Origin of the sequence: Pseudomonas sp. F01002, from assembly GCF_004402115.1 — a bacterium.
GTDB lineage: Bacteria > Pseudomonadota > Gammaproteobacteria > Pseudomonadales > Pseudomonadaceae > Aquipseudomonas > Aquipseudomonas frigoris.
On the sequence record NZ_SOPU01000033.1, the window covers coordinates 155,657 to 178,930 of the forward strand.

22 protein-coding genes are annotated in these 23,274 nt (G+C 59.7%); 9 read left to right on the forward strand and 13 right to left on the reverse strand.

The annotated features are described in order from the left end of the window. Positions 1-21: 21 nt before the first annotated feature. The 3 genes from E3W21_RS27315 to E3W21_RS27325 form a co-directional block, all read right to left on the reverse strand. Positions 22-3,696 (reverse strand): translocation/assembly module TamB domain-containing protein, encoded by a 3,675-nt coding sequence (locus tag E3W21_RS27315; RefSeq protein ID WP_134422672.1) that lies wholly within the window; start codon positions 3,694-3,696, stop codon positions 22-24. After that, positions 3,693-5,420 (reverse strand): autotransporter assembly complex family protein, encoded by a 1,728-nt coding sequence (locus E3W21_RS27320; RefSeq protein ID WP_134422674.1) that lies wholly within the window; start codon positions 5,418-5,420, stop codon positions 3,693-3,695. The genes E3W21_RS27315 and E3W21_RS27320 overlap by 4 nt, the downstream gene beginning before the upstream one ends. Before the next feature lie 65 nt (positions 5,421-5,485). Next, a complete protein-coding gene (locus E3W21_RS27325; RefSeq protein WP_046047485.1) occupies positions 5,486-6,136 on the reverse strand; it encodes an N-acetyltransferase in 651 nt (216 codons plus the stop codon). A gap of 329 nt (positions 6,137-6,465) precedes the next feature. Here E3W21_RS27325 and xthA point away from each other — a divergent pair, with 329 nt between their 5' ends. Continuing rightward, the gene (gene xthA / locus E3W21_RS27330; RefSeq protein WP_134422676.1) at positions 6,466-7,278 is read left to right on the forward strand and encodes an exodeoxyribonuclease III; all 813 of its coding nucleotides are present in this window, start codon (positions 6,466-6,468) and stop codon (positions 7,276-7,278) included. Positions 7,279-7,430: 152 nt separating this feature from the next. Next, complete coding sequence (locus tag E3W21_RS27335) at positions 7,431-8,771, forward strand: substrate-binding domain-containing protein (RefSeq protein ID WP_134422678.1); 1,341 nt, start codon at positions 7,431-7,433, stop codon at positions 8,769-8,771. Between the two features lie 172 nt (positions 8,772-8,943). On the opposite strand, the gene E3W21_RS27340 is transcribed toward E3W21_RS27335, so the two are convergent. From E3W21_RS27340 to E3W21_RS27350, 3 genes are all read right to left on the reverse strand, one after another. Continuing rightward, positions 8,944-9,462: an ankyrin repeat domain-containing protein gene (locus E3W21_RS27340; RefSeq protein WP_134422680.1), complete on the reverse strand. Its 519-nt coding sequence runs from the start codon at positions 9,460-9,462 to the stop codon at positions 8,944-8,946. Between the two features lie 111 nt (positions 9,463-9,573). Next, a complete protein-coding gene (locus E3W21_RS27345; protein ID WP_134422682.1) occupies positions 9,574-11,412 on the reverse strand; it encodes a long-chain-acyl-CoA synthetase in 1,839 nt (612 codons plus the stop codon). Further along, positions 11,409-11,615: a hypothetical protein gene (locus E3W21_RS27350; RefSeq protein ID WP_134422684.1), complete on the reverse strand. Its 207-nt coding sequence runs from the start codon at positions 11,613-11,615 to the stop codon at positions 11,409-11,411. The genes E3W21_RS27345 and E3W21_RS27350 overlap by 4 nt, the downstream gene beginning before the upstream one ends. 142 nt (positions 11,616-11,757) lie before the next feature. Between E3W21_RS27350 and E3W21_RS27355 the strand changes: the two genes are divergently transcribed. Further along, complete coding sequence (locus E3W21_RS27355) at positions 11,758-12,036, forward strand: DUF3509 domain-containing protein (protein WP_008146103.1); 279 nt, start codon at positions 11,758-11,760, stop codon at positions 12,034-12,036. A 189-nt stretch (positions 12,037-12,225) separates the two neighbouring features. On the opposite strand, the gene mtnC is transcribed toward E3W21_RS27355, so the two are convergent. Genes mtnC through aroC form a run of 5 tightly spaced genes read right to left on the reverse strand, consistent with a single transcriptional unit; the run spans position 12,226 to position 16,403 of the window. Further along, complete coding sequence (mtnC, locus tag E3W21_RS27360; protein WP_134422686.1) at positions 12,226-12,909, reverse strand: acireductone synthase; 684 nt, start codon at positions 12,907-12,909, stop codon at positions 12,226-12,228. A gap of 4 nt (positions 12,910-12,913) precedes the next feature. After that, complete coding sequence (locus E3W21_RS27365; protein ID WP_134422688.1) at positions 12,914-13,459, reverse strand: acireductone dioxygenase; 546 nt, start codon at positions 13,457-13,459, stop codon at positions 12,914-12,916. A gap of 34 nt (positions 13,460-13,493) precedes the next feature. Continuing rightward, positions 13,494-14,135: a methylthioribulose 1-phosphate dehydratase gene (locus tag E3W21_RS27370; RefSeq protein ID WP_134422690.1), complete on the reverse strand. Its 642-nt coding sequence runs from the start codon at positions 14,133-14,135 to the stop codon at positions 13,494-13,496. Then, complete coding sequence (locus tag E3W21_RS27375; protein WP_129436939.1) at positions 14,132-15,277, reverse strand: MFS transporter; 1,146 nt, start codon at positions 15,275-15,277, stop codon at positions 14,132-14,134. The genes E3W21_RS27370 and E3W21_RS27375 overlap by 4 nt, the downstream gene beginning before the upstream one ends. 34 nt (positions 15,278-15,311) lie before the next feature. Further along, on the reverse strand, positions 15,312-16,403 hold the full coding sequence (aroC, locus tag E3W21_RS27380) for a chorismate synthase (RefSeq protein ID WP_134422692.1): 1,092 nt from the start codon (positions 16,401-16,403) through the stop codon (positions 15,312-15,314). An 83-nt stretch (positions 16,404-16,486) separates the two neighbouring features. Here aroC and E3W21_RS27385 point away from each other — a divergent pair, with 83 nt between their 5' ends. Both E3W21_RS27385 and E3W21_RS27390 read left to right on the forward strand, forming a co-directional pair. After that, a complete protein-coding gene (locus E3W21_RS27385) occupies positions 16,487-17,485 on the forward strand; it encodes an alpha/beta hydrolase (protein WP_129436941.1) in 999 nt (332 codons plus the stop codon). A 367-nt stretch (positions 17,486-17,852) separates the two neighbouring features. Further along, entirely contained in the window at positions 17,853-18,644 is a 792-nt protein-coding gene (locus tag E3W21_RS27390; protein ID WP_134422694.1) for a hypothetical protein, read from the forward strand. A gap of 102 nt (positions 18,645-18,746) precedes the next feature. Here E3W21_RS27390 and prmB read toward each other — a convergent pair whose 3' ends face one another. After that, a complete protein-coding gene (gene prmB / locus E3W21_RS27395; protein ID WP_134422696.1) occupies positions 18,747-19,655 on the reverse strand; it encodes a 50S ribosomal protein L3 N(5)-glutamine methyltransferase in 909 nt (302 codons plus the stop codon). 238 nt (positions 19,656-19,893) lie between these two features. Here prmB and E3W21_RS27400 point away from each other — a divergent pair, with 238 nt between their 5' ends. The 4 genes from E3W21_RS27400 (at position 19,894) to E3W21_RS27415 (ending at position 22,373) form a co-directional block, all read left to right on the forward strand. Continuing rightward, a complete protein-coding gene (locus E3W21_RS27400) occupies positions 19,894-20,484 on the forward strand; it encodes a cysteine hydrolase family protein (RefSeq protein WP_129436944.1) in 591 nt (196 codons plus the stop codon). A gap of 131 nt (positions 20,485-20,615) precedes the next feature. Further along, a complete protein-coding gene (locus E3W21_RS27405) occupies positions 20,616-20,936 on the forward strand; it encodes a hypothetical protein (RefSeq protein WP_033057147.1) in 321 nt (106 codons plus the stop codon). Between the two features lie 75 nt (positions 20,937-21,011). Further along, entirely contained in the window at positions 21,012-21,569 is a 558-nt protein-coding gene (locus E3W21_RS27410; RefSeq protein ID WP_056740389.1) for a Smr/MutS family protein, read from the forward strand. A 69-nt stretch (positions 21,570-21,638) separates the two neighbouring features. Then, entirely contained in the window at positions 21,639-22,373 is a 735-nt protein-coding gene (locus E3W21_RS27415; RefSeq protein ID WP_134422698.1) for a helix-turn-helix transcriptional regulator, read from the forward strand. Positions 22,374-22,662: 289 nt separating this feature from the next. Here E3W21_RS27415 and E3W21_RS31260 read toward each other — a convergent pair whose 3' ends face one another. Further along, the gene (locus tag E3W21_RS31260; protein ID WP_166793876.1) at positions 22,663-22,851 is read right to left on the reverse strand and encodes a hypothetical protein; all 189 of its coding nucleotides are present in this window, start codon (positions 22,849-22,851) and stop codon (positions 22,663-22,665) included. Positions 22,852-23,274 lie beyond the last annotated feature (423 nt).

Sequence of the window (23,274 nt, forward strand, 5' to 3'; positions counted from 1 at the left end):
CGGTTTTGGAGGGGGCGGGGCTTAGAAATCCCGCTTGTAGAAGATGTCCAGCGAACTGGCCACGCCGCCGGCGGCTTCGAGGTAGACCTTCTTGCTCAGTTTGTAACGCAAGGCGATGGTGTTGGCCGGCTCGAACACGCCAACGCCATAACGCAGGCTGAGCTTCTCGGAGATATTGCCGCTGGCCACCACGCTGGTGGCGTTGCCGCTGCCTTGGGTGTCGAGCTGGAAGTCCTGAATCCCCAGGTTCTTGGCCAACCCGCTGGTCACTCCCGAACTGCCCATCAACCCCAACCCCAGCGCGGCTTGGGCGAGCATGTTGTTGTCCTCACCGCTGGTGCTCAGCGGACGCCCCAGCACCAGATAGGACAATGCCTGTTCCTGGCTCATCGCCGGCTCGGAGAAGATCTGTGTGGTCGGCTGCTCGGCGCTGCCGGTCAGGCGAATACCGGCGATCACGTCGTCGGTCTGGCGAATCGCTTCGATGTCCAGATACGGCTGGTCGATCGGGCCGGCAAACAGCAAACGCGCCCGGCGCACCGTCAATCGCTGACCGTAGGCACGATAACGCCCATCGTTGAGCCAGAGCTCGCCGCGGGTGTCCATGTTGTCGCCGATGTGCACATGACCTTGCAGGTTGGCGGTCAGGCCAAACCCGGCAAAGCTGAGTTTGTCCTGACCGACCACCACATCGATGTCCATCGCCATGGCCATCGGGGGTTTGCCCTCTTCGGTCTGCTGGCCGACGATCACCGTGTCATCGGACACCTTGACCGTCGATGACGGCAGTTCGCGCACGGTGATCTCGCCTTTCGGCACCAGCACCTTGCCGGTAATCGCCAGTTTGTCGTCCTTCACCGAAATCTTCAGGTCCGGCACCACTTCCAGTTTTGCGTAGGGCTCGACGGTGACGGGCAATTGCGTGCCTTTGAGCGCCAGATCCACCACCAGCGCCTGACCCCAGGCAATGTTGCCATTCAGGCTACCCTGCCCGGTCTTGCCGCTTTTCCAGCCGCCGTTCAATTGCACGGTTTCGCCAGCGATCACGGCTTGAAGTTGCAGCGCTTGGAGGTCAATCGGCAGTTCAGGCCCGGAAATCTCGCCGTCACTGAGCAACAGATTGCCGTTGACCTGCGGCGCCAGCAGCGTACCTGCGAGCGTGCCACTGCCATTCAAGCGTCCGGTCAGTTTCTCGACCATCGGCACAAACGGCCGCGCTACCGACAGGTCCAGTCCATTCAAACGGAATGAGCCGGTCAGTGGCTTGTCCTTCGGTAACGGATTGATCTGCGCCTGGAGCATAAGCTCACCGAGCTTGCCGCCGACGAAGTTGAGGTCAGTGTCGATGCGCTTGGGCGTGAGTTTGCTGTTGAGTTTCAGGGTCTGGTACGGGAAGTCCAGCCACTGGTCCTTCTCCTTGATGCGCAACGTGCCGCCGCTAGCATCGACGCTGATCTGGCCGTTCGGGCCGCTGGCCGGCAGGTCCAGTTGCAGGTCGGCGTTGAGTCGTCCCTTCCAGGCGAAATCCTTGGGCAACCACTGCGCCAGGCTGTCGATCGGGAACTGTTTGAGGTGATAACGCAGCTTCGGCTCAGGCATCAGGCGCTGATCCTCACCGCACAGACTGGCCGGGCCGGACGTCCAGCAATGAGTGCCAAAATTGATCTTGCCGTCCGCCAGCCGTTCAAGCTTTGCCGGGCCTTGCAGCTTCCAGTCTTGACCGCCGGCCTGGATATCGCCACTGGCCAGGTGCCCACGCCAATTGCCTTGGTCCAGATTGCCGTCGAGGCCGAGCGCGAGTTTCAGCTTCGGCCCTTGCAGGTCGAGGGTGAGTTTCTGGTTTTTGATATCGCCCTGGCCGCTGGCGGTCAGTGTGCCCAGCGACGTCTCACCGGCCTGAATGCCGCTGCCCTTGAGGTCGATTTTGGCCCGTTGCGCGCTGTCGAGGGTCGCGTCCAGGTTCAGGCTTTGCAGGCGATTATCTTCGAAGGCCAGTTGCGTGCCTTGCAGTCCGAGCTTGCCTTGCGGCGCCTTGAGCGTCCCGGCGACATCGATGCGACCATTGAGCTGGCCGCGCAGTTGCGGCCACAGCTGGGCCAGGCGCGGCAGCTTGATATCGATCTGGCCGGCGAGCTTCTGTTGCAGGCTGCCCTTGCCGTTGATGCTGTTGTCGCCGAGGCGAATTTGCAACGCGCTGAGATTCCATTGCTCGCCACCGCCATCGGCTTTGGCCTGGATCACTGCCGGTTGGCCGCGCAGTTTGCCTTTCAGATCGAGGTCGGCAGTCAGGCTGAGTTTTTCATTCTTCATCTCGCCTTTGCTGCGCAACGGTCCGGCCAGGATGCCTGGTAATTCCGCGACCCAGTACGCCGGGTTGATCGCCGACAGGTCCAGCGCCGTGTCCCAGGCAATGCCGTCGGCGAATTGCAGGTTCAGGTGCCCTTCGGCCTTGCCCTGCCCGGCTTCGAGTTGAATTTGTTGCAGGTAGATTTTCGTCAGATCGCCGCTGAACGGGCTGGTCAGGCTGAACGCCCCGGCCGGGCCGTCGAGTGCGGCGTTGAAGTGCCCCATGTACTTGCCGTCGGTGTAGGAGACTTCACCGTTGAAGCTGCGCAACGCTACTTCTGGCTCGTCGATCAGCGGATAGAGGCGATGCCACGGGAAATCCAGCCAATCGATTTTTGCATCGGCACTCAAGCCTTTGCTCCAGTCGAGGTTGCCAGTGAGTTTTAGGCTTTGTTTATCGTTGGCCGTGAGGTCCAACCCGGCGATCTGAGCGCCATTGGCGTCGACCTTGCCTTGCAGCAACAACGCGACCGGGCCAAGTTCTGCGGGCAACGTGGCTTTGCCGAGCAACTGGTAACCGTTTTTCAGGTCGCCGTCGCCGGTGAGTTCCAGTTGGTTGAGTTGCAGAGTGTCCGGCAGATCGGCGCCGGGCTTGAAGCCGTCAGCGGTGATCCGCACCTTGGCCGGCAGGTTTTCCACCAGCGGTTGCAGTTCGCCGGTCAATTGCCCGTTGAGGTAACCGCTGCTATCGGCTTTCAGGTTCAGGGTTTTCAGCAGATCGCCGTCGACCTTCAAGGCCAGCGTCCAAGGCTCGGTGCCCGGCGCGGGCAAGGTCAGTTTACCTTCGGCCTTTAGCGGCCAATTGCCGGTGGGTTGCAGCAGGCCGGAGAGGTTCAGGCTGAGCTCATCACGTTGCAATTGCACCGAGTCGATCTGCAAACCTTTGCCCGTCCAGTGCGCTGCCAGTTGCAGGCCCTTGAGCTCTTCGCTGCCGTTGAACTGCAGGCTGCCGACCTGGACATCGCCCAGCTCGATGGCCAGGGGCAATTTCAAATCCGGGAGACTGATCGGCCCGCTGCTTTCTTCTTCCGTGCCGGGCGGAAATTGCAGGCTGACCTGATCGGTTTTCAATTGGTCGATGCACAGGGTCATGCGCGCCAGGCACAGCGGCGACCAGGCGAAAATCACCTTGTTCAGCTCGACCCGACTGCTGTCCTGCTGCCAAAGCACATGGTCGGCACTCCACTGTCCGCCCAGACGGCCCTGGAAATTCTCGACGGTCAAACCCGGCACAAATCCCAACGCCCAGCGACTGCCCGTTGCCGTACCCAGCACGGTGGCCACGGTCAGGACGACCAGCATCAGCAGCGCCAGAATCGCCAGCAGCGTTATTTTCAAACCTCGATTCACAGCTCAGGCCCCATGGAAAAGTGCAGTCGAATGCCGCCGTCGTCGTCCATCGCATGGGCCAGGTCGAGGCGTATCGGCCCTACCGGCGAAACCCAGCGCACGCCGATACCGACGCCGGTCTTGAGGTCCGGCAGTTCGAGGGTATTGAAGGAGTTGCCTTGGTCGATGAAGGTCGCGACCCGCCATTTTTCGGCGATGGAGTACTGATATTCAACGCTGCCGGCGACCATGTAGCGGCCACCGATGCGGTCACCTTCGGAGTTTTCCGGGGACAGGCTCTGATAGTCGTAACCGCGCACGCTCTGATCGCCACCGGCGAAGAAGCGCAACGACGGCGGTACCGATTTGTAGCCGTTGGTGGCGCTGCCGCCGACCTGCACCCGCCCGAGGAAGCGGTGTTTGTCGAAGACCGTGGTCAAGCCTTTCACCAGCGCGGTGCCGTAGACCAGATTGGTGTCCGAGCCCAAGCCTTCCTTGGCCACTTTGGTCGCGAACTCCAGACGATAGCCGTTGTGCGGGTCGATACGGTTGTCGCTTTTCAGATAGGAGTAGTTGACGCCAGGCATCAGCAACGTGCTGAGCCCCGAGTCGTCGCCGAGCCTGTATTCCTCGCGCTGCCACTTGAGCGACACCACCCGCTGCCAACCACTGGGCAGCTTGCTGTGCCACTCGGGGCCGATGGTCAGCAGTTTGCTGAGGGAGTCCTTGTCGGCGATTTCTTCGTTCTGATAACCACCCGCGAAACGCAGCTTGTCGGTCAGCGGCGGGTCCAGGGGAATGTCATAGAACACACCGACGTTCTGCCGAGGCGCCGAAACTTCGGTCTCCCACCCATAGCTGTGTCCCTGAGGGTTGACCCAGTGCCGGGTCCAGTTGGCCTTGACCCGCGGGCCGACGTCGGTGGAATAACCCAGCCCCAGACCCATGGTCCGTGGTTTGCGCGTTTCGAGTTTGACGCCTACCGGGATCACGTCGTTCTTGGACGCCGTCGGCGCCGCATCCACCCGCACGCTTTCGAAATAGCCGCTCGATTGCATGGCTTGATTGAGCTCGGCGATCAATTCGGAGTCATAAGGGGCGCCCGCCTTGAATGGCACCATGCGCCGCAGCAGGTCTTCGTCGAACGGCGAATCCCCCTCAAAACTGACCTTGCCCAGTGAATAGCGTGGGCCACTGTTATAGATCAGTTCGATGTCGGCAACGCCGGCTCGCGGGTCGACCGACAATTTCTGGCTGCTGAAGTAACCGCTGAAAAAACCGTAGCGCGAGGCCTGATTCTGAATCAGGCGCTTGGCATCTTCGTAATGGCCATGGTTGAGCACTGCGCCGGTTTTCAGCGCATCGCTTTTGGGTACACGAAAGGATTTGAGGGAGGCGGCCGGGCCGTCGATGCGAATAGTGACGTTGCGCAAATGCACCGGCTCGCCGGGATCGATGTTCAGCACCAGGCGAGGCGTCTTGCCGCCCTTCACATCCGAGTCGATCTGCGGCTGGTAGTAACCCAAGGCCTGGGCGGCCTTGCGCGCCTGTTCTTCGGCGCCACGACTGAAGCGCAGCAAGGCTTCCTCGTCACGATCGCCGAGGCTGCCGATATAGCCCTCTATATTGGCTTTCAGTTCATCGTTGGACGGTTTGATCCGAACATCCAATTCACTTTGCGCCAGCGCCGCGCAGCTGGTAATCAGCATCAGCACGCCGCTGGTAATTCTTCCTGGAAACTTCATAGGCGCGGATGCTATCACGAGCTTGGGAGCGTGATAGAGCCTGGCGTGCGATGAAAGTTCTACCTTTATGCCGTTGCTGTTTGTAACACCTGCGGATTGGCGTGGAAAAACACGTGTTCGCGAATTGGTCCTACGGCGACCTCACCGATTTCCTCATAGCCCTGACGCTTATAGAACTCCAGATAACGAGGATTCCCAGTATCGAGGATCACACCCTCGGAGTGTTCATCCACCGCGCACCAGTTGTGCACCGCTTGCAGCAATTGTTCACCAAAGTGCTTGCCCTGAAATTGCGGATGCACTCCCAGCAACGGCAGCAGGTGCACCGAGTCGGACGGCACGCAAGCCATCACGGCATCGTGATACTCGAGATAGCGTCGGGTGCAGCGAAAGCCGGTGCTGAGCACCATGCGCAGACGCCAGGCCCAACTTTCAGTGATGCCCAGGCGACGTTGCGGCGGCGCGATCAACGCGATGCCGATCAACCGGTCGTTGACCAGCAGGCCGATGGCCGGCAAGTCCTGAAGAAAGTGTTGTTTGACCAGTTCGCGCACGGTGGCACGGACCCGCTGTTCATAACCGGGACGCTCCGCTTCGAACAGGTAGCCGAACGTCGGCTCATGCCGGTAAGCCTGGTACAACAGCGAACGTGCTTCGCGGGAATAGCCGCTGTCGAGCATGTGAATATCAGCGATGACGGTCGAGGTTTCGGGCATAACGGTATTTCTCCCCGGGGCACAGCTCAAATGACTGCGCTCTTATTGGTACGAGCCTTTGGGTGGTAATACAGTTCCCCCACAGGTATAGACCAAGGCTGGATCTTCATCGACTGGACTGGCCTCTTCGCGGGCAAGCCACGCTCCCACAGGTTTTGTGGCGTACACAAATTTTGTGTTCGCTCGAGAACCCTGTGGGAGCGGGCTTGCTCGCGAAGAGGCCGGACCGGACGACTCAACCCTTACTGACAAACACGAATGCCCTCACCCCACACTGGCCCCATTCCTACATGTCAGCTAGCATCGCCCTTTTGCCAGGACTGCCGACCATGAAGATCGTCTCCTTCAACATCAACGGGCTGCGCGCTCGCCCCCATCAGCTGGCGGCGCTGATCGAAAAGCATCAGCCAGATGTGATCGGACTGCAGGAAACCAAGGTTCACGACGACCAATTCCCGCTGGCCGAGGTTCAGGCGCTGGGCTATCACGTGTATTTCCACGGTCAAAAAGGTCATTACGGCGTGGCCCTGCTCTCGCGTCAGGAGCCTCTCGCGCTGCACAAAGGTTTCGCCACCGATGAAGAAGACGCTCAGCGCCGCTTCATCTGGGGCACGTTCGCCGATGCCAATGGCGTGCCGGTGACCATCATGAACGGCTATTTCCCACAGGGCGAAAGCCGCGATCACCCGACCAAGTTCCCGGCCAAGGAACGCTTTTACAGCGATCTGCAGCAACTGCTGGAAAGCCAGTTCAGCAACGATCAGCCGCTGGTGGTGATGGGCGACGTGAACATTTCGCCGGAAGACTGCGACATCGGTATCGGCCCGGACAACATGAAGCGCTGGCTGAAAACCGGTAAATGCAGCTTCCTGCCGGAAGAACGCGAGTGGATGACCCGTTTGAAGAACTGGGGCCTGGTGGACAGTTTCCGTCACTTGAACCCAGAGGTGGCCGACCGTTTCAGCTGGTTCGACTACCGTAGCCGCGGTTTTGAGGATGAGCCCAAGCGTGGGCTGCGGATTGATTTGATCATGGCGTCCCATGGGTTGTTGCCACGCGTGAAAGATGCGGGAGTGGATTACGAACTGCGCGGGATGGAAAAACCATCGGATCACGCGCCGATCTGGCTTGAATTGAACTAGAAGCAAAAGATCGCAGCGTTCCGCAGCTCCTACAGGGTGTACGCCGCCCCATTGTAGGAGCTGCGGAACGCTGCGATCTTTTGATCTGTCATCTTTCGGACATCTTACTGACTTATTCTCCCGGCACTTCCTTTGGCTTATAAGGTGCCGGCATGACGCTGCGCGTGTTGTTCCTGTTGATGCTGTGCGCCTGCCTGCCGCTGACAGCTTCGGCTGGCGCGTTGCCGACGCCCGAGGCTGGCCCGGTGCTGCGCATCCAGGGATCCAACACCATTGGCGCGGCATTGGGCCCGGCGCTGGTCGAGGGGTTGATGCGCGAACAGGGCCTGATCAAGATTCACAACGAGGCCCCGGACAAAGCCAACGAACTGCGCGTCATCGGCGAAACCGCTCAGGGCCGTCGGGTCGTGGTGGATGTCGCAGCCCACGGTTCCAGCACCGGTTTCACCGCCCTGAAAACCGCCACCGCCGACCTCGCCGCCGCCTCGCGCCCGATCAAGGACAACGAACGGGTGGACCTCAAACCCTTGGGCGACTTTAAAAGCGCCGGCGCCGAGCAAGTCATCGCCATCGATGGCCTGGCGATCATTCTTCATCCGCAAAATCCGTTGAGCGAACTGAACACCGAACAACTGGCGCGAATCTTCAGCGGCGAGGCAAAAACCTGGGAAGAACTCGGCGGCACCGGTGGGACGATTCATCTCTATGCGCGGGATGACCAATCGGGCACCTACGACACGTTCAAGGAATTGGTCCTCAGCCGCCGAGGGAAAACGCTGAGCAGCGCGGCGAAACGGTTCGAATCCAGCGAGCAATTGTCCGACGCCGTCAGCCTCGACCCGCAAGGCATCGGCTTCATCGGCCTGCCTTACGTGCGTCAGGCCAAAGCCGTGGCGATTGCCGATGGCCAATCCCAAGCCATGTTGCCGCTCAACAGCCTGATTGCTACGGAAGACTATCCGTTGTCCCGCCGGCTGTTCTTTTACCTGCCGCCCAACGGGAAAAATCCCTGGGCCGACGCATTGGTGGCGTTCGCCCAAAGCAACAAGGGTCAGGCGATTGTCGCGGCCAATGGCTTTATCGCCCAGACCGTCCATGCCATGACGGTCACACCGAATGCATTAATGCCGGAGGGTTATCAGGCGCTCAGCCGTCACGCCCAACGACTGACGGTGAATTTTCGTTTCGAAGAAGGCAGTGCGACGCTGGACAACAAGGCCCGGCAGGACCTGTCGCGAGTGCTCGACTATATAAATCAGCACGAGAAAACCAATCGGCAGGTGACGCTGGTGGGGTTTGGCGACGCCAAGAGTGATCCGGCGCGGGCCGATCTGCTGTCGAAACTGCGCGCCATGGCGGTGCGGCGGGAACTGGTGAAAAGCGGCGTGGTGTTACGCGAGATTCGTGGTTTTGGCGCCGAGATGCCAGTGGCGGCCAATAGCGCGGATGAGGGGCGAATCAAGAATCGGCGGGTTGAGGTGTGGGTGCATTGATGGTGTGTGTGTGTGTGTGTAGCAGCTGTCGAGCCTGCGAGGCTGCGTTCGGCTGCGAAGCAGTCGTAAAATCAGACGATGCGGTGTTTCAGGGAGACCGCACATATAGGTTTTACGACTGCTGCGCAGCCGAACGCAGCCTCGCAAGCTCGACAGCTGCTACAGGGTGCAATCAGCCAAGCAGCTTCTGCAACTGCGCCGTGGTGTCCACCGCGCCCATCGTCTTGGCGGCATCCAGCGCAGAGACGCCATTGGCGTCCTTGGCTTTCGGGTCGGCGCCCTTGCTGATCAGGTAGTCGAAGATTTCCACGCGATTGAACATCGCCGCCATCATCAGCGCTGTACGGCCATCGAAGGACGAACCTTCCACTTGCGCGCCGCCTTCAACCAGTGCCTTGACCACCGCCAGGTCACCCTTGAACGCCGCGCCGGCAATCGGGCTCTGGCCGTTGTCGTTGCGGATTTCCGGGTCGGCCTTGTGTTCGAGCAGGACTTTTACGGTATCCACATGGCCGTGGTAAGCGGCCAGCATCAGCAAGGTGTCGCCCTTGTGGTTACGCAGGTTCGGCGGCAGGCCCTTGGTCAACAGCGCAGCCATCATGGCCGCATCGCCCTCGCGCGCCTTGTTGAATACCTGTTCGGCAAATTCAGCGGCTTCTTCGGGGGTCATCTGGCGGCTTTGGTCTGACATTGGGCACTCCACGTTCTGTTATTCGCAAAGCCGACAGTTTCCCGAGCAGCCCCGAGGCTGTCACTTCTTTTTTCTCATGAAAGGCCATAGGCACATTCAATAGCGCTGCATTCAATAACGAAAAGCGCCGCCGTGAATATCCGCCAGCAACTGCGGAGTGACCTGCACGTATGTCTGGGTCCCCGGCAGCCAGGCGTAGATCGGATCATCGCCAGTTTTGCCGGGGTCGAAGGCTTCGTCCTTGAGGCGGGTCTTCTGGTATTTGAAAGTGCCGGTGGTCTCCATTTTCACCTTCACCCGCAGGAACAACGGCACCGCATAGGCGGGCATTTGCTCACGGGCGAAAGCCAGCAGTTCACTGAAATCCAGGGTCGCCAGGGACTCGGCTGGCGTAATCGCCGCCATCCCCGCACGCCCGTTGGTGTTGCGGATTTCCACGCCGTAGGCCACGGCTTCGGAAATATTCGGGTGTTGCAAAAGGATGTTCTCGACTTCGGTGGTCGAGACGTTTTCGCCCTTCCAGCGGTAGGTATCACCCAACCGGTCAACAAACTGCGCGTGACCAAAACCGATGTTGCGCAGCAGGTCACCAGTATTGAAGTAACGGTCGCCCTTCTCGAACACGTCGTGCAGCACAACCTTTTCGGTCTTCTGCGGATCGGTGTAGCCGTCCAGCGGCGCCTTGTCGTCGATCTTCGCCAGCAACAGCCCCTGCTCGCCTTTGGCGACTTTGCGCATGAAGCCCTTGGCATCCCGAATCGGCGCGCCGCTGTCGTGGTCGTACGCAGCCAACTCCCATGACATCAGGGAAAAACCGACGGTGTTATCAAAGTTGAGGATGTTGGTGAAGCCTATGTTGCCGTCGCTGGCGGCGTAGAGCTCGCAGATGTGATTCACCGCAAAACGTGTCTTGAACTCGCCCCACGCGCCGGGGCGCAGGCCATTGCCGATCATCTTCGTCACGCGGTGCTTGCTGTCGTCGGCGCTGGGCGGTTGATCCACGAGGTAGCGGCACAGTTCGCCGACGTAACCGAGGGTGGTCGCGCGGTACTTGCGCACATCGTTCCAGAATTGACTGGCGCTGAACTTGCGGCGAATGGCAAAACCCGAGGCGCCACTGATCGCCGAGCCCCAGCACACGCACAGCCCGGTGGCGTGATAGAGCGGCAAGGTGCAATAGACGACATCCTCCGGGCGCATATCCAGGGCGATCAGCCCGAAGCTTGCGGAGCTGCGCATCCAGCGGCCGTGCTTGAACACCCCGGCCTTGGGCAAGCCGGTGGTGCCCGAGGTGTAGATATAGAAACAAGGGTCGTCGAAAAATACCTGCTGACTGCTGGCAGGGTTGTCGCTGGAGCTGTCGGCACTGGCCGTCATCAGGTTGATGAAGCCGTCGGGCGCAATGCCGGGATGGCTGAAGGTGTCTCGATCAGCGACGAACCAGGTGCGCGCCGCGTGGATCGACACCCGTTCGCGAACCGCCGAAAACGCCGGGACCAGCTCTTCTCCGACAATGATCGCCGCGGGTGCCACTAGGTTCAGGCTGTGAGCCAGGGTATCGCGGGTTTGCGAGGTATTGAGCAAGGCACTGATCGCGCCGACCTTGGCCACCGCCAGAATCGTCACCAGCAGTTCCGGGCGATTCTCGATAAAGACCGCCACCACATCGCCCTTGCGGATGCCTTGGGCAATCAGATGATGGGCAATGCGATTGGCCCATTGGTTGACCTGAGCATACGTCAGCGCCACCTCGCCCTGCAGCAATGCCGGGCCATCGGGATTGCGCAACGTCGCTTGTTCGAAGCTCCAGCCCAGGCCACACGATTGGGTCGGGTCCTTGACGTTGGCGGCTTTCATGCCCTTCACCACGCGAGGAATGGCTTTGGCAATGGAAGGCAGCTTGCGGAGCATCATGCCCCAGGTAATCGTGTCGTGCGGCGTGCGGCTCATGGTTGCTCCCGGTCGATCTTTTTTATTGTTCGGGCGGCGTTGATTAAGGCCGAAAATACGTCAGCGGTTCCTGAGCTGTACACGCGGTTTTTGAAATGATTTGTATCCACGGCTGCGGCAATTGAAATCGTGAGCCTGCGCCGGGCAAATGGTTCCATCGAATCGATGTCGACCACGCAAAATGCAGGATGCACGATGGCCATTCATGCAGATTGCACGAAAGTGCTAAAGCACTGAAAAACTAACTAATTGATATATAAGGACTTTTTAAAAATAAGGTGCTGGCACAATCACTGCAACTACCTCTGCATGCTTGCCATTCAAGAGCTAACGGAGCTGATAGACATGAACCTGATCCAAGAAAAATTTTCGTCCCTGTTCTCCAACTTCGAAGTGACCACCCAGCCACGTCCGGACGGCGGCATTCTGCTGACCTTGAGCAGCACCGACGGCAAAGTCTTCAAACGCTCGATTTCCTACCAGCAATTGCATGCGGGTGATCAGCTTTCCTGGGTGATCAGTGCCATTCGCCGTGACATCGCCGAACAGGCCAGCGAACTGCCGCAGATTTCCATGCTGCAAAGCCAGCAGCGGTTTGCCCTGCCGACGTATCACTCGGTTTAAACCGTTTAAACGCTGTAAACAAACAGGCCGTGAAAGCTTTCGCTTCACGGCCTGAGTTGTTTCTGGAATCCCGCAATCCCCTGTGGGAGCGGGCTTGCTCGCGAAAGCGGCATTTCAGGCAACATCAATGTTGAATGTTAAACCGCTTTCGCGAGCAAGCTCGCTCCCACAGGTTATGTGTTATGTGCCTTAAAACGTCGAAGGATCGATCCGCGCAAAACTGTCGACGGTCACATGCTCCACCAACTCCCCGCCCTCTCGGGCCAGCCCGCACGTAGCCATTCCCGCCCTACGCGCCGCGTCCAGTTCCTCAACGATGTCGGACAGAAACAGGATCTGCGAAGCGTCCAGGCCAATGGCCTGGGTAATGCGCTCGTAGGACTGCGCTTCACGCTTGGGCCCCGAGGTGGCGTCGAAATAGCCGCTGAACAGTGGTGACAGATCCCCCGCTTCCGAGCAGCCAAAGATCAGCTTTTGGGCCTGGATCGAACCGGACGAATAAACAAACAGTTTGAAGCCGTCCTGATGCCAGCGTTTGAGCGCTTCAACGGCGTCCGGGTAAACGTGGCCTTTCAACTCTCCGGCCTGATAACCCTGTTCCCAGACCATGCCTTGCAACGCTTTCAGCGGCGTGGCTTTGCGGTCTTCGGCTATCCAGCTCAAGAGGATCTCGATGACCCGCTCGACGTCGGCGCCTGGTTCATTGTTGTCCCGGCGCACGGCGGTCAGTTGCTCGGCAACATCCGCACGCTCGGCGTGCTGGCGAACGAAATCCGGCAGGTGTTTGGCGGCGTAGGGAAACAGCACGTCGAACACAAAACTCACCGCGCTCGTAGTGCCTTCGATGTCGGTGAGAATCGCCTTGATCGGCATCGCCTCAGTCCTCAAGACGCGGGAAGCGGCTGGCGATGTCATCGCCGGTGAAGCTGGCTACCCAGCCTTCAGGGTTGTTAAACAGGCGGATCGCAATAAAGTGCGGATGTTCGCCCATATCGAACCAGTGCGGCGTGCCGGCCGGTACTGAGATCAGGTCGTTTTTCTCACAAAGCACCGCGTAGACGTAATCGTCGATGTGCAGGGTGAACAAGCCACGGCCGGCGACGAAAAATCGTACTTCGTCTTCGCCATGGCGATGTTCATCGAGAAACTTGGCGCGCAATTCGGCTTTTTGCGGGTGATCGCTGTTCAGGCTGATGACGTCGACGGTGATGTAACCGCGTTCGGTCATCAGCTTGTCGATTTGCTCCTGATACGCGGCGATCACTTCTTCCTGACTGGCGCCGGGCTGGATTTTCGCCGCGGCTTGCCAGCGGTCGAAACGCACGCCCTGCTCGGCCAGGGTCGAGGCGATGTCTTCGAAATGCGTCAGCACCTTGTTAGGCAAATCAGGGCTTGAGACGTGGTAAACGGACAGGCTGCTCATCAGGGCAACTCCTTAACGGTTCATGCTTGGCGGTTCATGCTTGACGGTTCAGCTTTTTATGGTTCAAGAGTGAGCGCATCTTCAACTCGCACTCGAACAAAAATTCAAAGGCCTCGATCTGCCGCAGTGCATCGCTCATGCGCGCGCCCCAGGTGTAGAGACCGTGGCCGCGGATCAGGTAGCCGACGCAATCGAGATGGGCCAGGAGCCAAGGCTGCACCTTGGCGGCGAGGCGCGCAATGTCCTGGTCGTTATCGAAAATCGGCACGCGCACTCGCGATTCATGAGTCGATACGCCGCTGAAGGCTTTTTGCAGTTCGTAGTCTTCGAACTCGATGAAGTCTTGCGACGTCAAGCGCGACAGCACCGTGGCGTTCACCGAATGCGTGTGCAGCACCGCGCCGATCTCCGGACGCCAGTTGTAGAGCTGGGTGTGCAGCAAGGTTTCGGCGGACGGCTTTTTGCCCAGTTCCAGGCTATTGCCCGACAGGTCGGTGGCCAGCACTTCGTCGAGGCCGAGTTGGCCTTTGTGCTTGCCGGACACCGTCAGCAGCGCTTCAGTCGGCGACAGGCGCGTCGAGTAATTGCTGCTGGTGGCAGGCGACCAGCCGCGGCCATACAGAAAACGCCCGGCATCGATGATTTCCTGGACGAGTTGCTCACGGGTGAGGCTCATGGCCTGTCCTCTTGCATACGTGTGGCAATGATAACGGCAGCCGCCAGGGCTGCGAGACTGGCAATACTAAAGGTCAATGTGGCGCCGAGGGCATTCCAGCTATAGCCGGAATACAACGCGCCCAGTGCGCCGCCGGTGCCGGCCAGTGCGGCGTACAACGCCTGACCCTGCCCTTGCTGGCGCGCGCCGAAGCTACGTTGCACGAACTGGATGGCAGCCGCGTGAAAGCTGCCGAATGTCGCCGCGTGCAGTACCTGGGCAAACAACAGCACCCAAAGGAACTCAGCGAACGAGCCGAGCAACAACCAACGCAACGCCGCCAGCAGAAAACTCGCCAGCAACACCCGACGCACAGAGAAACGCGCGAGGATCTTGCTCATGGCCAGAAACATCAAGACTTCGGCGACCACACCGACCGCCCAGAGCACGCCGATCAGCCCACGGCTGTACCCGAGTCGCTCCAGGTGCAAGGTCAAAAAGGTGTAATAAGGACCGTGGCTCATCTGCATCAGCGCTACGCAAGCGTAAAACGCCAGCACCCCGGGATTGCGCAATTGCTTGAGAAACCCATCTCCCGCAATTCGATTGCCCTGAGCCGGTTGGGCGTTCGGCACCCACAAACTGCTGACCACGATCCCGGCCATGATCAGCACCAGCGCCACCGGATAGATATCCAGGCTCAACCATTCGAACAACCGGCCAAGCGCGACCACAGTGATGATGAAACCGATGGAACCCCACAGGCGGATCTGACTGTAACGGTTAGTCTGGCCCTGCAAGTGCGCCAACGTGATGACTTCGAATTGCGGCAACACCGCGTGCCAGAAAAACGCGTGCAAGGCCATGACCATCGCCAGCCAGGCGTAGGTCTTGCTGACAAAGATCAGCGAAAACGTCAGCAGCGTGCAGACCGCACCGAAGCGCACGATGGCCAGGCGTCGGCCGGTGTAATCACCGAGCCAGCCCCAGATGTTCGGCGCCACGCAGCGCATCAGCATCGGGATCGCCACCAGCTCGCCGATGCGCGCGCTGGAAAAGCCCAGGTGATCGAAGTACAGCGCCAGAAACGGCGCTGTCGAACCGAGCAAGGCGAAATAGAACAGATAGAAACTGGAGAGCCGCCAGTACGGGAGCGCCGCCACCGTCGTCAGACCGCAGCGGCTGTGAGGTCAGTCATTAAAGCTGACCCAGCACCGGCGTGCTCACGCGCACGTCCAGGTTCTGCCCACGGTGACGCAACAGGTGATCCATCAGCACGATGGCCATCATCGCTTCGGCGATCGGTGTAGCGCGGATGCCGACGCACGGATCGTGGCGACCCTTGGTGACGACTTCCACCGGATTGCCATAGATGTCGATGGAACGGCCCGGCGTGGTAATGCTCGAGGTTGGCTTGAGCGCCAGGTGCGCGACGATCGGCTGACCCGACGAAATGCCACCCAAAATGCCGCCCGCGTTGTTGCTGAGAAAACCTTGCGGGGTCATTTCATCGCGGTGTTCGGTGCCGCGCTGGGCAACGCTGGCGAAACCGGCGCCGATTTCCACGCCTTTGACCGCGTTGATGCTCATCAGCGCATGGGCCAGTTCGGCGTCAAGGCGGTCGAAGATCGGCTCGCCGAGGCCCGGCATTACGCCTTCAGCGACTACGGTGATCTTCGCGCCAACCGAATCCTGGTCGCGGCGCAACTGGTCCATATAGGCTTCCAGCTCTGGCACTTTGTCTGGGTCGGGGCTGAAGAAGGCGTTCTCCTCCACCGAATCCCAGGTCTTGAACGGGATTTCGATCGGGCCGAGCTGGCTCATGTAGCCGCGAATGACGATGCCCTGAGTGGCCAGGTATTTTTTCGCAATCGCACCGGCGGCCACGCGCATGGCCGTTTCGCGGGCCGAACTGCGACCGCCGCCACGGTAATCGCGCTCGCCGTATTTGTGGTGATAGGTGTAGTCGGCGTGGGCCGGGCGGAACAGGTCCTTGATCGCCGAGTAATCCTTGGACTTCTGGTCGGTGTTGCGGATCAACAGGCCGATGGGGCAACCGGTGGTGCGCCCTTCGAACACGCCGGAGAGGATTTCGACTTCGTCGGCTTCCTGGCGCTGGGTGGTGTGGCGGCTGGTGCCGGGTTTGCGGCGATCCAGGTCACGCTGCAGATCCTCCAGAGAGATCTCCAGGCCCGGCGGGCAGCCGTCGACAATGGCGACCAACGCCGGACCATGGCTTTCGCCCGCGGTGGTGACAGTGAACAGCTTGCCGTAGGTATTGCCGGACATGCAGGACGCTCCGTGAATTCGAACCAAATACGTAATGCGCGCCAGTATACGCAGGCTACCCAACTAGTTCATCCTCGAACCTTATGGGTGCCTGCGAGTCCAACCGGCATCTTGTTCATGATGGCGTGATGATGCTGCGAGTTATAGCCTTGAGCCTTACCCTGTTTACCGGCTTTGTACAGGCCACTGTCCTGCAACGCCCGATTACTTTGGACACCGGCACTGGTGAGCTTTTCGGCTCGCTGTTGCTGCCCAAGTCCGACACGCCGGTACCGGTTGTCCTGATCATTTCCGGCTCCGGTCCTACGGATCGTGACGGAAACAACCCCGACGGCGGACGTAACGACAGCCTCAAGCGTCTCGCTTGGGTACTGGCCAAACACAACATCGCCAGCGTGCGTTATGACAAACGCGGCGTGGCGGCGAGTCTTGCGGCGACCCCGGATGAACGCAATCTTTCGGTTGAAGCCTACGTAGCGGACGCCGAGGCCTGGGGCCGCAAGCTCAAAACCGACCCGCGCTTTGGCCAACTGATCCTGCTGGGCCACAGCGAAGGCGCCTTGATCGCCAGCCTCGCGGCGCCAAGCCTGGATGCCGCCGCGGTCATCTCCATGTCCGGCAGCGCCCGGCCGATCGATCAGGTACTGCGCCAACAATTGAGCAATCGCCTGCCGCCGCCGCTGATGCTGCGCAGCAATGAACTGCTCGATAGCCTCAAGGCCGGCCACACCGACGACAACGTGCCGCCGCAGTTGCAGGTGATTTTCCGCCCGAGCGTGCAGCCGTATCTGATTTCATTGTTCCGCCAGGACCCGGCGGCGGCGTTCGCCAAATTGAAGATGCCGGCGCTGATCATCCAGGGCAGCAACGACATCCAGGTCGGTGTCGGTGACGCCAAGCTGTTGAAGGCCGCCAAACCGGACGCCGAGATGGCGCTGATCGAAGGCATGAACCACGTGATGCGCATCGTGCCCAACGATGTAAAACGGCAATTGGCCTCTTACAAAGATCCGCAATTGCCACTGGCGGCCGAACTCGGCACGCGAATCCTCGGGTTTATTGACGGACTTCGCACCAGCTAAGCGGTGCTAGGGGGCGTTCTCAACTGGTTTTCACGCCGCGTTGTCGCCTTAAAGCGGGCCAGGCAAGGCGCAGGCCGCTGGTAATGGTTGTTCCCTTTCCAAGGCCTGCAACGCAGGCTGGCCCGCTTTAAGGCACAACCCGAAGGGCCGGGCCTGCTGTTGTGCAGGGCTGCGTTGCTCAAAGCTTATTTGGAATGACCAAACCACGCTTCTCGCGCCTTGCCCTGCACAACAGCAGACCCGGCGCGGCGTGAAAACCAGTTGAGAACGCCCCCTGGCCCTCCAGTCCTGAAAAAAACGGCCGATAAGCCTTTGTCGCCAGCGCTATGACTGGCGGCAAGCAGAGCTTGGACAGGATCTCGCCGTTATGACTGATACCCAGACTTCACCCGACACCACTGCTGAAAAAGACGCACCACCAGTGGTCGAGCTGCCGTGGGCGGACGTCCACGCCGAGCACCACAAGATGCTCCGTCTGTCGCCATTGCAAACCGACCGCAACACCGGTGGACGGCCGCTGCGCTTTGTTGAATTCGGTTACGCCGAGCGCAACAACAAGGAACACAGTCTGATGCGCATGAGCATTTCGCTGCCCGGCCAGCGTGTGCGCAAGGAACAGAATCATCTGGACGTGTGGGTCGATCACGCCACCAGGCGTGTGCATTTCGGGCCTGACAGCGGTTTGCAGATCGAACCGATGAACCGTGGCATCGGCCGATACATGGCCGCTCAGGGCATTACCTGGGCGAAAAAGAGATGGCCTGGCTACACCGTCGACGGCACCGACCTGAACAACAAGGATGCGCTGAACGAAGACACTCGCCTGCGCCGCGATCACTTTTTGCGGATGCATGGTTTCGACGTGATCTATGCCGACGCCCAGCATTTGAAGGGCAGCGTCAAAGAGGTGCGGGTCGGCGACCTGTTGGGTGACTGGAGCACGGAAAAATTGCAGGTCGTGGAAATTCTTGAGGCGGCGCAGATGCTCCAGCAAGCCGAGCAAAATCTGGCCGAGCAGGAAGTCAAACTCAAGAAACACGAAGAAAAAGTCAGCAAGTACAAGCGCGAAGACGCCGGGCTGCGCTTTACCATTACCTGTCTGGTGGCGTTTGCGGTGTTTCAGGCGGGGTTGCTGATCTGGATTGCCACGCACCGGTAATCGGTGTCGAACCCAAAAAGATCGCAGCCTGCGGCAGCTCCTACACAGGTGTACACATAACCCTGTGAGCTGCCGCAGGCTGCGATCTTTTGCTTGTAAGGGTCAGACGCGGGAAGCGAACAGCGCCTGATGATCGCGGCACTGTTCCGCCGTCAGCATGAACACGCCATGCCCACCGCGCTCGAAATCAAGCCAGGCGAAGTCGACTTCCGGGTACAGCGCGTCGACGTGAACCTGGCTGTTGCCCACTTCGACAATCAGCAAGCCCTTCTCGGTCAGGTGATCCGCCGCTTCGGCGAGCATTCGACGCACCAGGTTCAAACCATCATCACCGCAGGCCAGGCCCAACTCCGGTTCGTGCTGGTATTCGTCCGGCATGTCGGCGAAATCTTCCGCATCGACGTAAGGCGGGTTCGACACGATCAGGTCGAAACGCTGACCCGGCAAACCATCAAATCCGTCGCCCTGAACCGTGTATACCCGCTCATCGACGCCATGACGCTCGATGTTCTGGTTGGCCACTTCCAGCGCTTCGAACGACAGATCGGCCAGTACCACTTCGGCGTTCTGGAACTCGTAGGCACAGGCGATACCGATACAGCCGGAACCGGTGCACAGGTCGAGAATTCGCGCAGGCTCGGCGCCCAGCCACGGCTCGAAACGTTTTTCGATCAGCTCGCCAATCGGCGAACGCGGGATCAATACGCGCTCATCGACAATGAACGACATGCCGCAAAACCACGTTTCACCCAACAGGTAGGCGGTAGGAATGCGTTCTTCGATACGGCGCTTGAGCATGCGTTGCAGCTTGACCAGCTCGTCTTCTTCCAGATTGCAGTCGAGATAGCTGTCGGCGATTTCCCACGGCAAGTGCAAGGCACCCAACACCAACTGACGCGCTTCGTCCCAGGCGTTGTCGGTCCCATGGCCGAAAAACAGATCCTCCCCATGGAAGCGGCTGACGGCCCAACGGATATGGTCACGCAGGGTACGAAGTCGGGAAGTGATCACGGGGCAAACTCCAAAAAAAACGACTGGCGATTCTAACAGCCAAAACGCGTCTCGACGACGCGGGAAAACTTTCGGGGCAAATGTAGGACTATTCTATTTTTTCGACTGGCTATTGAACAAAACGAGCCTATTGACAAGGCTGCGAGCCAGCAATGACGGTGCCTACGATGGTAGCGATTCACAGAAGCGCTCAGCCAGAGGACAATGTCGCAAAAGCCCCACTCAAAGGAGCCCCAGAATGTCCGTTCCAAAAACGATGTTTCAACTCAGCGGCCGCGGTTATGCAGCTGCCGTTCTGAGCCATGCGACCCTTGTCATCATCGATGCCCAGAAAGAATACCTCAGCGGCCCCTTGGCCTTGAGCGGCATGGATGCTGCCGTCGCGAACATCAAGCAACTGGTGGCCGCTGCCCGTGCAGCCGGCCGGCCGATCGTCCATGTCCGCCACCTCGGCACCGTCGGTGGGCTGTTCGATCCACAAGGTGAGCGCGGTGAGTTCATCCCGGGCCTGGAACCACAGGGCGACGAAACCATCATCGGTAAATTGCTGCCAAGTGCGTTCCACGGCACCGAACTGCTGGAACGCCTGCAGAATCTCGGCTCGCTGGACCTGATCGTGTGCGGTTTCATGAGCCACTCCAGCGTCAGCACCACGGTGCGTGCCGCGAAGAACCTGGGCTTTCGTTGCACGCTGGTGGAAGACGCCTGCGCGACTCGCGACCTGCCTTACAAGGGTGGCGTATTGAGCGCAGACCACGTACAGCAGACCGAAATGGCGATCATGGCGGACAACTTCGCCACCCTCGCCCTGACCCAGGCTCTGATTTGATCAACGCTCGATGAGCGGTCCATGCCGCCGCTCATCCGCAAAAGCCTATCATTTGCTGTAATTGTCTTAGCCTCAGGAACATCCCGGTCAACTCCCGGTCGAAGGGCCGATACCCATTGAGGAAGGTCGGAATGAAGTTATCCGATGGTTTTGACGCTCGCCGCTTGCGGCCCAAAGGCCAACGCAACTGGCGTTTTCGAATCGGCGCGGCATTTGCTGCCTTGCTGTCGATGTGCGGTGTGTTGCTGGCGATGGCAGGCATAGCCAGCCTGCTTGGCCACGCGCCCGCCTTGGGCGAGTTGAATACCAACCGGGTCGGTTCGGCAGTGATTCTGGCGATTGGCCTGTTCGTGCTGTACCTCGGCGTGTGGCTGTGGCGTCGCTGCCGTCGCCGCTCGCGGCAATCGCAAGAGCTGAACATCTCCCCGCATTTGATGAAAAAGCATGACTGAGCCGAGCGTTGCGCGTTTTCTCGCGCCCCATTCGTCTCGAGTTGGGTAAACTGGCCGCCCTTCGCGGAGGCTGACATGCAAGACGACGATTTTTCCCTGTTCAAAAGCGCGATCCAAGGCGTCAAGCCGATCAAACACGATCGCGCCGAAACCGGCAAACCCAAAGCTGACCGCGCACAAATCGCCAAGTTGCGACAAGCCGCCACCGTACGCACCGATGCCACCACCGTTGACGGGCTGTCCGATCAGTTCGTTATTGATGTTGGCCCGGAAGACGAGCTGATGTGGGCGCGTGACGGCGTTCAGGAAAGCCAGATGCGCAAGCTCAAGATCGGACAGATCCCGTTCGAAGGCAGCCTCGACCTTCATGGCATGAACGTGGAAAAGGCCCGGGAAACCCTCTGGGCGTTTCTGGCCGAAGCGACCAAATTCGAAATCCGCTGCGTGCGCGTCACCCACGGCAAGGCCGTGCGTCTGGACGGCAAGCGGCCGATGATCAAAAGCCACGTCAACACCTGGCTGCGCCAACATTCACAAGTGCTCGGCTTCACCTCGTGCCAAGCGAAACACGGCGGCGCCGGAGCGGTTTATGTGATGCTCAAACGGACCATGATGGAAGGTCGCGACGAATAAAGCCGTCACCTAGCAAATTATCGGGATAACGATTTGCAATGATATGGGAGCTCCCGTAATACTCCGCAAATGGAATTTAAAGAACGACTCAAAGCAGCCCGCCAACACGCCAAGCTCAATCAAACCGAGCTTGCCGAGCGCGCAGGCCTGACGCAAACCTCTATCTCCGACCTTGAGCGCGGGAAATCGAAGGCAACAGCCTTTGCTGCCCAGATCGCTTCAGCGTGTGGCGTTTCACCGATGTGGCTGGCTGAAGGTGCCGGTGACATGCTTAAAGGGGTGTCCGATGCTGTTCCGTTGAATCGCATCCCTCCAAGCGTTTCAATGTCAGACATCCAGCCTTGGGACGACGGCACGCCCCTGGATGACGATGAGGTTTATGTCCCCTTCCTGCGTGAAGTTGAACTGGCGGCCGGCTCAGGCCGTTTCGTGATCTCAGAAAGCGACAGCGCCAGGCTGCGCTTCTTCAAGAAAGACCTGCGTCACAACAACGTGCAATTCAGCAACGCCAGGTGCGTAGTGGTGAGCGGAAACAGCATGCTCCCGGTACTGCGCGACGGCGCTACCGTTGGCATGAACGTCGGAAAGAACTCGTTGGGCGACATCGTCGACGGCGACATGTACGCGATCAACCACAACGGCCAGCTCCGCGTGAAACAGGTCTACCGACTGCCCAGTGGGATCCGCCTACGCAGTTTCAACCGTGACGAGCACCCGGACGAGGACTACACCTTCGCCGAGATCCAGGAGCAGCAGCTTGCGATCCTGGGTCATGTCTTTTGGTGGGCGATGTATTCGCGGTGAACTGAGTTGCGGTGATTCGACGCCCATCCAAGAGAAGCCCGCCAAGCGCGTAATGCTGTTCACTTAAGAAAAGTTTGGGATGGGATGGGGTACATATCCATTTCTGCGGTAGCGGCTGCTGGCGGTTTCGCTTTTACAGCGAGTCACTTGGAAATACGGAATGCCGCCCAACCCCAAGTAACCAAGGGCTCTTGCCCCGCCATTCGGTGCCTCGCTCAGGCTCGGCATGCCCTCACTCCGGCATTGCTCCGGGGGCCCACCGCCATCGGCCATCCATGGCCGGGGGCGGCTACCTCGGCATCCATGCCGAGGTGCCCCCTGCGCAACGCCTGCGTTCGGCCTCTGGAAAAGGGGCGGCAGATCTGAAGCCAAAGCAAAGCAACAGCAACGGCAACAGCAACAGCAACAGCAACAGCAACAGCAACAGCAACAGCAACAGCAACAGCAACAGCAACAGCAACAGCAACAGCAAGATCAAAAGATCGCAGCCTCGCTTCGCTCGACAGCTCCTACAGGGAAATGCGTTCACTTGAAGTCAGGCCGGCCGGTAGGCCGCCTCGCTTTGGCGTTTGCAGTGCACGCCCCCTCGAGAGGCCGAGTGGAGGTTCTGCGCAGTGGGCAACCCGGCATGGATGCCGGATTAGCCGCCCCCGGCCATGGATGGCCGATGGCGGCGGGCCCACGGAGCAGGACCGGAGCGCGGGCATGCCGAGCCTATGCGAGGCACCGAACGAAAGGGGCAAGAGCCCTTGGTTACTTGGGGTTGGGCGGCATTCCGTATTTCCATCGGCATAGGGGACGGCCATCTGGCCGTGCCCCTGCCACACCACCCGGCATGCGGGTCCGCACCGGGCGGTTCGAGAAGTTGAGGTCAGCAGAGTCGAGGTAGACCCAACCGGTC